This window comes from Citrobacter sp. Cu233 (genome assembly GCF_030332225.1).
In the GTDB taxonomy this organism is placed as follows: Bacteria; Pseudomonadota; Gammaproteobacteria; order Enterobacterales; family Enterobacteriaceae; genus Citrobacter.
This window is the reverse complement of the sequence record NZ_JAOWIF010000041.1, coordinates 136,752-147,556: the sequence shown is the minus strand read 5'-3', so window position 1 is coordinate 147,556 and position 10,805 is coordinate 136,752. Positions and strand designations below refer to the sequence as shown.

At 50.2% G+C, this 10,805-nt stretch carries 10 protein-coding genes, 1 rRNA gene and 1 other annotated feature; of the genes, 5 read left to right on the top strand and 6 right to left on the bottom strand.

Features of this window, described 5'->3' with window-relative positions; all coding sequences use genetic code 11:
* From OGX95_RS18535 to rluD, 4 genes are all read right to left on the bottom strand, one after another.
* A 16S ribosomal RNA gene (locus OGX95_RS18535) occupies positions 1–77 on the bottom strand; the annotation flags it as partial.
* A gap of 442 nt (positions 78–519) precedes the next feature.
* Entirely contained in the window at positions 520–3,093 is a 2,574-nt protein-coding gene (gene clpB, locus OGX95_RS18530; RefSeq protein WP_286630525.1) for an ATP-dependent chaperone ClpB, read from the bottom strand.
* 129 nt (positions 3,094–3,222) lie between these two features.
* Positions 3,223–3,954 carry a purine nucleoside phosphorylase YfiH gene (gene yfiH, locus OGX95_RS18525; RefSeq protein WP_286630524.1) on the bottom strand — a complete coding sequence of 244 codons (732 nt, stop codon included), beginning with the start codon at positions 3,952–3,954 and terminating at the stop codon, positions 3,223–3,225.
* Positions 3,951–4,931 (bottom strand): 23S rRNA pseudouridine(1911/1915/1917) synthase RluD, encoded by a 981-nt coding sequence (rluD, locus tag OGX95_RS18520; RefSeq protein ID WP_271442429.1) that lies wholly within the window; start codon positions 4,929–4,931, stop codon positions 3,951–3,953. The genes yfiH and rluD overlap by 4 nt, the downstream gene beginning before the upstream one ends.
* 131 nt (positions 4,932–5,062) lie before the next feature.
* On the opposite strand from rluD, the gene bamD reads away from it, so the two are divergent.
* The 4 genes from bamD to pheA all read left to right on the top strand — a co-directional run bounded on the left by bamD (position 5,063) and on the right by pheA (position 7,819).
* The gene (bamD, locus tag OGX95_RS18515; RefSeq protein ID WP_005130417.1) at positions 5,063–5,800 is read left to right on the top strand and encodes an outer membrane protein assembly factor BamD; all 738 of its coding nucleotides are present in this window, start codon (positions 5,063–5,065) and stop codon (positions 5,798–5,800) included.
* A 269-nt stretch (positions 5,801–6,069) separates the two neighbouring features.
* Entirely contained in the window at positions 6,070–6,408 is a 339-nt protein-coding gene (raiA, locus tag OGX95_RS18510) for a ribosome-associated translation inhibitor RaiA (protein WP_271442428.1), read from the top strand.
* Between the two features lie 102 nt (positions 6,409–6,510).
* Positions 6,511–6,636 (top strand) — a sequence feature (Phe leader region).
* A complete protein-coding gene (gene pheL, locus OGX95_RS18505; RefSeq protein ID WP_100250063.1) occupies positions 6,512–6,559 on the top strand; it encodes a pheA operon leader peptide PheL in 48 nt (15 codons plus the stop codon). Its footprint overlaps the feature before it by 48 nt.
* 22 nt (positions 6,637–6,658) lie before the next feature.
* On the top strand, positions 6,659–7,819 hold the full coding sequence (gene pheA / locus OGX95_RS18500) for a bifunctional chorismate mutase/prephenate dehydratase (protein WP_286630523.1): 1,161 nt from the start codon (positions 6,659–6,661) through the stop codon (positions 7,817–7,819).
* A 101-nt stretch (positions 7,820–7,920) separates the two neighbouring features.
* Here pheA and tyrA read toward each other — a convergent pair whose 3' ends face one another.
* Both tyrA and aroF read right to left on the bottom strand, forming a co-directional pair.
* Positions 7,921–9,042: a bifunctional chorismate mutase/prephenate dehydrogenase gene (gene tyrA / locus OGX95_RS18495; RefSeq protein WP_286630522.1), complete on the bottom strand. Its 1,122-nt coding sequence runs from the start codon at positions 9,040–9,042 to the stop codon at positions 7,921–7,923.
* A gap of 9 nt (positions 9,043–9,051) precedes the next feature.
* Complete coding sequence (aroF, locus tag OGX95_RS18490; RefSeq protein ID WP_286630521.1) at positions 9,052–10,122, bottom strand: 3-deoxy-7-phosphoheptulonate synthase AroF; 1,071 nt, start codon at positions 10,120–10,122, stop codon at positions 9,052–9,054.
* 213 nt (positions 10,123–10,335) lie between these two features.
* On the opposite strand from aroF, the gene OGX95_RS18485 reads away from it, so the two are divergent.
* Positions 10,336–10,710, top strand: coding sequence for a DUF2799 domain-containing protein (locus OGX95_RS18485; protein WP_286630520.1), 375 nt, complete (start codon positions 10,336–10,338; stop codon positions 10,708–10,710).
* Positions 10,711–10,805: the final 95 nt, after the last annotated feature.

Below are 10,805 nucleotides of genomic sequence, written 5' to 3'. Positions count from 1 at the left end.
CTGTGCTACCGTTCGACTTGCATGTGTTAGGCCTGCCGCCAGCGTTCAATCTGAGCCATGATCAAACTCTTCAATTTAAAGTTTGATGCTCAATGAATTAAACTTCGTAATGAATTACGTGTTCACTCGTTGAGACTTGGTATTCATTTTTCGTCTTGCGACGTTAAGAATCCGTATCCTCGAGTGCCCACACAGATTGTCTGATAAATTGTTAAAGAGCAGTGCCGCTTCGCTTTTTCTCAGCGGCGCGGGGTGTGCATAATACGCCATCCCGCTACGAAGTCAAGCATTTAATTTCGCTTTTCTTCGTGAGATTCTCAGTGGAACCCCGCTGACCCGGCGGCGTGTAATCCGTTGTTCCGTGTCAGTGGAGGCGCATTATAGGGAGTTATTTCAGGCTGACAAGTTAAAAATACGAAAAACTTATCAAGCGATTATTTTTCAGCCAATACGGCCATATTCGCCTGGTTTTTAAACAAAAACGAGCCCCGCAGGGCCCGTTTATTTAGGTTTTGTGACTTATTGCACTGCCACAATACGATCGTCATTCACTTCCAGACGAATCGTTTTGCCTGGAATCAGCTCACCAGACAAGATTTGCTGTGCCAGTGGGTTTTCTATCTGCTGCTGGATAGCACGTTTCAATGGACGTGCACCATACACAGGGTCATAACCATTCACACTCAGCAATTTAAGCGCTTCGTCAGAGATGTGGATTTCATAGCCACGCTCTTCCAGACGTTTGTACAGACGCTGCAGCTGAATTTTGGCAATAGAGGCAATGTGTTTCTCACCCAGCGGGTGGAATACAACAACCTCATCTATACGGTTGATGAATTCCGGGCGGAAGTTCTGACTCACGACACCCAGTACCATATCTTTCATATGGCTGTAATCCAGCTCACCGAAACGCTCCTGAATCAGATCTGAGCCCAGGTTCGAGGTCATGATGACAACCGTATTACGGAAATCAACCGTTCTCCCCTGCCCGTCAGTCAAACGACCATCGTCAAGCACCTGCAGCAGAATGTTGAAGACATCCGGATGCGCTTTTTCCACTTCATCCAGCAGAATGACGGAATAAGGACGACGGCGCACCGCTTCCGTCAGGTATCCCCCCTCTTCATAACCGACATATCCCGGAGGCGCACCTACCAGACGAGATACCGAGTGTTTCTCCATAAACTCGGACATATCGATACGGACCATCGCATCGTCACTGTCGAACATAAAGTTCGCCAGTGCTTTGCACAGCTCGGTTTTACCGACACCGGTTGGTCCCAGGAACAAGAATGAACCGATCGGACGATTCGGATCAGACAATCCTGCACGGCTACGACGGATGGCGTTAGATACCGCTTCTACCGCTTCGTTCTGGCCAATCACGCGGCTGTGCAGATCCTGTTCCATTCGCAACAATTTTTCCCGCTCGCCTTCCAACATACGAGCCACCGGGATACCGGTCCAGCGCGCCAGCACTTCGGCGATTTCTGCATCCGTCACTTTATTACGCAGCAGACGCATAGTTTTACCTTCAGACTGGGTTGCAGCTTCCAGCTGTTTTTCCAGTTCCGGAATTTTGCCGTACTGCAGTTCAGACATGCGCGCCAGATCACCGACACGACGCGCCTGTTCGATAGCGATTTTTGCCTGTTCCAGCTCAGCCTTGATGGTTTGCGTGCCGGAGAGGGACGCTTTTTCAGCTTTCCACTCTTCTTCTAATTCTGAATACTGGCGCTCTTTGTCGTCCAGTTCTTCATTAAGCATATCAAGGCGTTTTTTACTTGCCTCATCAGACTCTTTCATTAACGCCTGCTGTTCCAGCTTGAGCTGGATAATACGGCGATCGAGTCTGTCGAGTTCTTCCGGCTTAGAGTCAATCTGCATACGGATACTGGACGCAGCTTCATCGATAAGGTCGATAGCTTTATCCGGCAACTGACGGTCAGCAATGTAGCGGTGAGACAACGTGGCAGCCGCAACAATTGCCGGGTCAGTAATCTGTACGTGGTGGTGCAGCTCGTAACGTTCTTTCAGACCACGCAAAATGGCGATGGTGTCTTCTACTGATGGCTCAGCCACAAACACTTTCTGGAAACGACGTTCCAGTGCCGCATCTTTTTCGATGTACTGGCGGTATTCATCAAGCGTGGTGGCCCCTACGCAGTGCAACTCCCCGCGCGCCAGTGCCGGTTTCAGCATGTTACCGGCGTCCATCGCGCCATCGGCTTTACCTGCACCGACCATAGTATGCAACTCATCGATAAACAGAATGACGTTGCCTTCCTGTTTCGAGAGATCGTTCAGCACACCTTTTAAACGTTCTTCAAACTCACCGCGATACTTCGCCCCGGCCACCAGCGCGCCCATATCCAGCGCCAGGACACGACGACCTTTTAACCCTTCAGGTACTTCACCGTTAATGATTCGCTGTGCTAACCCCTCGACGATAGCGGTTTTACCAACACCTGGCTCACCGATCAAAACCGGGTTGTTTTTAGTACGACGTTGCAGCACCTGAATCGTACGGCGAATTTCTTCATCACGACCGATAACCGGATCGAGCTTGCCTTGTTCGGCGCGTTCGGTCAGGTCTACAGTATATTTTTTCAAGGCCTGACGTTGGTCTTCAGCCCCCTGGTCATTCACGCTTTCACCTCCACGCATTTGTTCAATTGCCTGAGTGATATTGGCGGTTGTCGCTCCTGCTGATTTTAATAAATCGGTCAGCGTACCGCGCGACTCAAGCGCCGCCAGAACGAACAGTTCTGACGAAATGAAATTGTCTCCACGTTTTTGCGCCAGCTTGTCGCAAAGATTCAGTGCACGCACCAGATCCTGAGAAGGCTGAACATCACCACCGGTACCTTCTACCTGTGGTAAACGGCTCAATGCCTGATCAATCGCTGTGCGTAACTGGCCAGCATTAATGCCAGCGGACGTTAACAAAGGACGAACCGATCCCCCTTCCTGATTCAGCAAGGCGCTCATTAGATGAAGTGGTTCGATGAATTGGTTGTCGTGCCCCAGTGCGAGTGACTGGGCATCGGCAAGAGCAAGCTGGAATTTATTAGTAAGACGATCCAGACGCATAACTCCTCCCATAACAGGTCAAAATTGCTACTGGAGATTAAATGAGGTCATCCCTCAATTATTCAAGGTGAATGACCTGAATTATGTGAAAAGAAAATTACACGTACCGGATCGTCTTGATTCTTTAGGTTATATCAGCCAAATAAAACTTGCCATACGACCCGTGGTATTGTCGCGACGATAAGAGAAGAACGTCTCACTTTCGCTGAAGGTGCAATGGTCACCACCGTAGACGTTTTCTACCCCCACATTTGCCAGACGTTGACGTGCAAGCTGATAGATATCCGCCAGATATTTTTCACCACGCAGCACAAATGCACTGTCAGCTTGCGGATCTTTTGCCATAAACGCGGCGCGAACTTCTGCACCTACCTCAAACGCGATCGGACCTATCGCCGGCCCTAACCAGGCAATAATGTTTTCCGGTTTGTCGGCAAAGCACGCCACAGTTTCTTCCAGCACACCTTCACATAACCCGCGCCAGCCCGCATGGGCCGCCGCCACTTCTGTTCCAGCACGATTACAAAACAGCACCGGCAGACAGTCCGCCGTCATCACCGCACATACGGTGCCTGGCGTATTACTGTAGGACGCATCTGCACGTTTAGATAAGTATGGCCCGCCGCTTAATTTCAGGACGTCTTTACCGTGTACCTGTTCAAGCCAGACGGGTTTCGAAGGCAGATTGCCCGCAGCAAACAGCCGCTTGCGGTTCTCTTCCACATGCTCCGGGTTATCGCCACAATGGGCACCCAGGTTCAGCGAATCATAAGGCGACATACTGACGCCGCCAATGCGGGTAGAACTACAGGCCGCGACACCCTGAGGTATCGGCCACTGCGGGACAATTAGCTTACTCATAACCAGGCAACATCATCCTTATGCTCTTCGAAATCAGCGCGCATCACTTCGATAAGCTCCACCATATCTTGCGGAATTGGCGCATGCCATTCCATCTCGATACCGGAAATCGGATGATACAAACGCAACATGGTCGCGTGCAGCGCCTGACGGTCAAACTTACGCAGCACGGAGATAAACTCGTCAGAAGCGCCTTTCGGCGGGCGCGGACGACCGCCGTAGACCTGATCGCCCACCAGCGGATGGGTGATATGCGCCATGTGCACGCGGATCTGGTGCGTACGTCCGGTTTCCAGACGCAACCGCAGACGCGTGTGCACACGGAAATGCTCCATAATGCGATAGTGCGTTACCGCAGGTTTCCCCATTGGATGCACTGACATATGCGTACGTTTGGTTGGATGACGGCTGATCGGTTCTTCGACCGTACCGCCCGCTGTCATATGGCCAATCGCCACGGCTTCATACTCACGAGTGATTTCGCGCAGCTGCAATGACTCGACCAGGCGTGTTTGCGCGGGGACAGTTTTTGCCACAACCATAAGCCCGGTTGTGTCTTTATCCAGACGGTGCACGATACCTGCACGTGGAACATCCGCAATGGGCGGGTAGTAATGCAGCAACGCATTCAAGACCGTACCATCAGGATTGCCCGCACCTGGATGTACCACCAGGTCACGTGGTTTGTTGATGACGAGAATGTCGTCATCTTCATAAACGATATCCAGCGGGATATCCTGAGCTTCAAAACGAATCTCTTCATCAATTTCAGCATTGATGGAGACACGCTCTCCACCTAACACCTTTTCTTTTGGCTTATCGCAAAGATTGCCATTTACCAGTACGCGCTGGTCGAGGATCCATTCTTTTATGCGCGATCGCGAATAATCAGGGAACAATTCGGCCAAAGCCTGATCTAAGCGTTGACCAAGCTGATTTTCGGAGACTGTTGCGGTGAGTTCTACTCGTTGTGCCATAAACTGCTTCTTCGTTTAACGTTGGGTTTTACGGCTTTGCCGTTTAATATAGTGTGCTATTGTAGCTGGTCTTAACCGGGAGCAGGAACAGAGAATCTCCCGTATAACATTTTGAGGAAAGTCAAAACGTCATGACGCGCATGAAATATCTGGTGGCAGCAGCCACGTTGAGCCTGTTTTTGGCGGGTTGCTCTGGTTCAAAGGAAGAGGTGCCCGATAATCCGCCAAATGAAATCTACGCGACTGCTCAGCAAAAGCTGCAGGACGGTAACTGGAAACAGGCAATAACGCAATTGGAAGCGTTGGATAACCGCTATCCATTTGGACCGTATTCCCAGCAGGTGCAATTAGATCTCATCTACGCCTACTACAAAAACGCCGATCTGCCACTTGCTCAGGCTGCCATCGATCGTTTTATTCGTCTGAACCCGACTCACCCGAACATTGATTATGTCATGTACATGCGTGGCCTGACCAATATGGCGCTGGACGATAGCGCACTGCAAGGATTCTTTGGCGTCGATCGTAGCGATCGCGATCCACAGCATGCCCGAGCTGCGTTTAATGACTTTTCCAAACTGGTACGTGGTTATCCGAACAGCCAGTACACAACCGATGCCACTAAGCGTCTGGTGTTCCTGAAAGATCGTCTGGCGAAGTATGAATACTCTGTTGCTGAGTACTATACCGCCCGTGGCGCATGGGTTGCCGTCGTGAACCGTGTGGAAGGTATGCTGCGTGACTATCCGGATACCCAGGCAACGCGTGATGCCCTGCCGTTGATGGAAAACGCTTATCGCCAAATGCAGATGAATGCCCAGGCAGAAAAAGTAGCGAAAATCATTGCCGCTAACAGCAGCAACACCTGATTGACCTCATAATGCAAAACGGCAGCCTTTGGGCTGCCGTTTTTTTATCCGTTAAGGCCACAACTGAAGCGGTTTAGCTGCGACGCATCCTATCAAATATGGCCTGCTTTCAGGTATTCCTCAAGTAAAAAATCGCCTGTTCCTGCTGTGCCTCACAAAAAGGTTTTCTTGACAAAAAGCGACAAAATAATGTGATTTAAATCACACATTTTGACATTAGGAACGGTATGCTGGAATCACCAAGACGGGAAAGACAAGAGGTAAAATTTATGACAATGAACATTACCAGTAAACAAATGGAAATTACTCCGGCAATTCGCCAGCATGTCGCAGACCGTCTCTCCAAACTGGATAAATGGCAAACTCATCTGATTAATCCACATATCATTCTGTCTAAGGAGCCACAGGGTTTCATTGCTGATGCCACCATCAATACCCCGAATGGACATCTGGTTGCCAGCGCAAAACACGAGGATATGTACACCGCCATTAACGATTTGATCAACAAGCTGGAACGGCAGCTCAATAAAGTGCAGCACAAAGGCGAAGCCCGTCGTGCAACAACTTCAGTAAAAGACGCCAACTTCGTCGAAGCAGAAGAAGAGTAGTCCCTTACATTGAGTGTATCGCCAACGCGCCTTCGGGCGCGTTTTTTGTTGACAGGGTGAAAACAGTACGGGTACTTTACTGATGTAGCCAAAGGAAAATGACATGAAACTTGTCCCGTTCTTCTTCGCATTCTTTTTTACCTTCCCCTGAATGGGAGGCGTTTCGTCGTGTGATAAAGAATGCGAAGACGAACAATAAGGCCTCCCACACCGGGGGGCCTTTTTTATTGATAACAAGAAAGGCAACACTATGACATCGGAAAACCCGTTACTGGCGCTGCGAGAAAAGATCAGCTCGCTGGATGAAAAATTACTGGCCCTGCTGGCAGAACGACGTGGTCTGGCGGTAGAAGTCGGCAAAGCCAAGTTGCTGTCTCATCGCCCGGTACGCGATATTGATCGGGAACGCGACCTGCTGGACCGTTTAATTCAGCTTGGTAAAGCACATCACCTCGATGCCCACTACATCACGCGCTTGTTCCAGCTTATTATCGAAGACTCCGTCCTGACCCAGCAGGCACTCCTTCAGCAGCATCTGAATAAGATCAACCCGCATTCTGCTCGTGTTGCCTTCCTGGGACCAAAAGGTTCTTACTCACACCTTGCAGCACGTCAGTACGCCGCACGTCATTTTGAGCAGTTTATTGAAAGCGGCTGCGCGAAATTTGCCGATATTTTTAATCAGGTTGAAACCGGACAGGCAGACTATGCGGTAGTACCTATTGAAAACACCAGTTCCGGTGCAATTAATGACGTTTACGATCTGCTGCAGCACACCAGCCTCTCTATTGTCGGAGAGATGACGATTACTATCGACCATTGCGTACTGGTGTCGGGAACAACCGATCTGGAGAGCATCGACACGGTATACAGCCACCCGCAACCGTTCCAGCAGTGCAGCAAGTTCCTGAACCGCTATCCGCACTGGAAGATTGAATACACTGAAAGCACTTCAGCTGCGATGGAAAAGGTCGCCCAGGCTAACTCGCCACGCGTGGCAGCCCTGGGGAGCGAAGCCGGTGGTGTACTACATGGTCTGCAGGTACTTGAGCATATTGAAGCTAATCAGACGCAAAACATTACCCGCTTCGTGGTACTGGCACGCAAAGCAATCAATGTTTCCGACCAGGTTCCAGCGAAAACAACGTTGCTGATGGCGACAGGACAACAGGCAGGTGCTCTGGTTGAAGCGCTGCTGGTACTGCGTAACCATAATCTGATTATGACCAGGCTGGAATCACGCCCGATCCATGGTAATCCGTGGGAAGAGATGTTTTATCTCGATATTCAGGCCAACCTGGAGTCGCCGGAGATGCAGAAAGCGCTGAAAGAGTTGGGCGAAATAACCCGTTCGATGAAAGTACTTGGCTGTTATCCAAGTGAGAATGTCGTGCCAGTCGATCCAAGCTAACGTGGGCAATGCCGGATAGTGCATACGCTTATCCGGCCTGCGATTCATGCCATTTTTCCTGGCCTGATACAACGAGTCTACACCGCTATCAGGCATCTCGCTTATTGTCGGCTATCGTTGGCCTGACGCAACAAGGTGCGACTTTCACTCTGGAAGCGCTGCGCATAGTCGCCAAACCAGTGTTCAACCTTACGGAAACTGTCGATAAAAGCCTGCTTATCACCCTGCTCCAGCAAACCAATCGCTTCACCAAAACGTTTATAATAACGTTTGATGAGCGCAAGATTACTCTCTGACGACATAATAATATCGGCATATAGCTGAGGATCCTGGGCAAACAGACGGCCAACCATCGCCAGTTCAAGACGGTAAATAGGTGAAGAAAGGGCCAGCAACTGCTCCAGTTGCACATTCTCCTCCGCTAAATGCAGCCCGTAAGCAAATGTTGCAAAGTGACGTAACGCCTGAATAAACGCCATATTCTGGTCGTGCTCAACGGCGCTAATCCGATGCAATCGCGCGCCCCAGACCTGAATCTGTTCCAGGAACCATTGATAGGCTTCCGGCTGGCGTCCATCGCACCAGACAACCACCTGCTTTGCCAGACTTCCGCTGTCCGGACCAAACATCGGGTGTAAACCCACAACCGGACCGTCGTGTGCCGCCAGCATCGCCTGCAGAGGACCATTTTTCACCGAGGCCAGATCGACCAGAATACAATCAGACGGCAGACGCGGTAATTTCGCGATTACCTGTTCGGTAACGTGGATCGGCACACTGACGATCACCATACCGGCATCGGCGACGATCTCAGTAGCGCGATCCCAGTCCTGCTGTTCCAGGATCCGCACCTGATAGCCTGACAGAGTCAGCATCTTCTCGAACAGCCTCCCCATCTGTCCGCCACCACCGACGATCACCACCGGACGCAAAGAAGGGCAAAGCGTCTTAAATCCTTTGTCATTCTCACTGGAATAAGACTCGCGCATAACCCGACGCAATACATCTTCGATCAGGTCTGGCGGCACCCCCAGCGCTTCAGCTTCTGCGCGGCGGGAAGCCAGCATCGTGGCTTCCCGCTCTGGTACGTAGATCGGCAGCCCAAAGCGGCTTTTGACTTCACCGACTTCGGCAACCAGCTCCAGACGCCGTGCCAGTAAATCCAGCAACGCCTTATCAACTTCATCAATTTGATCGCGCAATGCGGTCAATTCAGCAACCATACCAACCTCTTATGCAACACGCGCCGTCAGCTGGCCGTTTAAATCTTGACTAATTTCACGCAGTAGCGCATCCGTCATTTCCCAGCTAATGCAGGCATCAGTTACAGAGACACCGTATTTCATTTCGCTGCGCGGCTGTTCGGAGGACTGGTTGCCTTCGTGAATATTACTTTCAATCATCAAGCCGATGATCGAGCGATTGCCATCTTTGATTTGTGCAATCACAGATTCAGCCACGGCTGGCTGGCGACGGTAATCTTTATTAGAATTACCATGACTGCAATCTACCATCAGAGAAGGTCGTAGTCCTGCCTGCTCCATCTCTTTTTCGCACTGGGCGACATCAGCAGGGCTGTAGTTCGGCGCTTTACCACCGCGCAGGATCACGTGACCATCTGGGTTACCCTGCGTTTGCAGCAGTGCAACCTGCCCCGCCTGGTTAATACCAACAAAGCGGTGTGATTGTGCTGCGGCGCGCATGGCGTTAATTGCCGTCGCCAGGCTCCCATCGGTACCATTCTTAAAACCAACCGGCATGGAAAGACCAGAAGCCATTTCACGATGCGTCTGTGATTCAGTGGTACGCGCACCGATAGCTGACCAGCTAAACAGATCGCCCAGGTATTGCGGGCTGTTTGGATCTAACGCTTCTGTTGCCAGCGGTAGCCCCATATTCACCAATTCAAGCAGCAATTGACGCGCAATTTTCAGACCTGCTTCAACATCAAAAGAGCCATCCATATGAGGATCGTTAATCAACCCTTTCCAGCCGACGGTAGTACGGGGTTTTTCAAAATAGACGCGCATCACCAGGTAGAGGCTATCGCTGACCTCTGCGGCAAGGGCTTTAAATCGACGAGCGTACTCAATAGCAGCTTCAGGATCGTGAATCGAGCATGGACCACACACCACCAGCAGTCGCGGGTCGCGGCCAGAGATAATGTCTGAAATGGTTTTACGCGACTGAGCGATTTGCGCCTCCTGTACGAGGCTCAGCGGAAATTCCGCTTTAAGCTGCTCTGGGGTCATCAGAACCTGTTCGTCGGTAATGTGTACGTTGTTCAGCGCGTCTTTTTGCATGATGGTGATCCTGTTTAGCTCGTTTGCGATAGTTTTCCTCAGCGAGGAGGTAATCACGATAACACAACAGGTAAAGATTTCAATCCACATTCCGTAAATTTTTATTTACAGCAAGCTGTTTTATCGCAAAAATACTGCAATACACCGTACATATAAATTTACACCCATCTATATATGAATCCGCTATGCTTTAAAAAAAGGGGAGAACAGGCAATGAAGCAACTCATCTGTACCTTATTTGTATTATTTCTCAGCGGATGTCAGATAGATCCCTATACTTTTTCCCCCACCTGGACAGGTACCGACTGGTTTGATGCCGGGATACAGGATGCCATTGCAGGCTATGTCGTTAAAGATAACGAGACACTTGCCGACAACTACAATGACCCAGAGGTCGATCGCGCCCAATATCTGAAGGGGTACGCCGAAGGACAAAGGAAAACCTGTCAGCAGGACTTTGTTTACGCGAGAGGATTGACCGGCAAAACCTTCCCTGCCAGTTGCGACACGGTAGACAATGTCAGCCAGTTACATGATGCATGGCAAAAAGGTGCAAACGAAGGTGCGGCTTCAACAAGGTTAAATTAAACAAGAGGTTAAATTTTATAAATTAATGAGATTTAGCTTAAATACTCAATACACTCATCCCAGGAATAATGACGACCTGGGAAAATAATGTTATT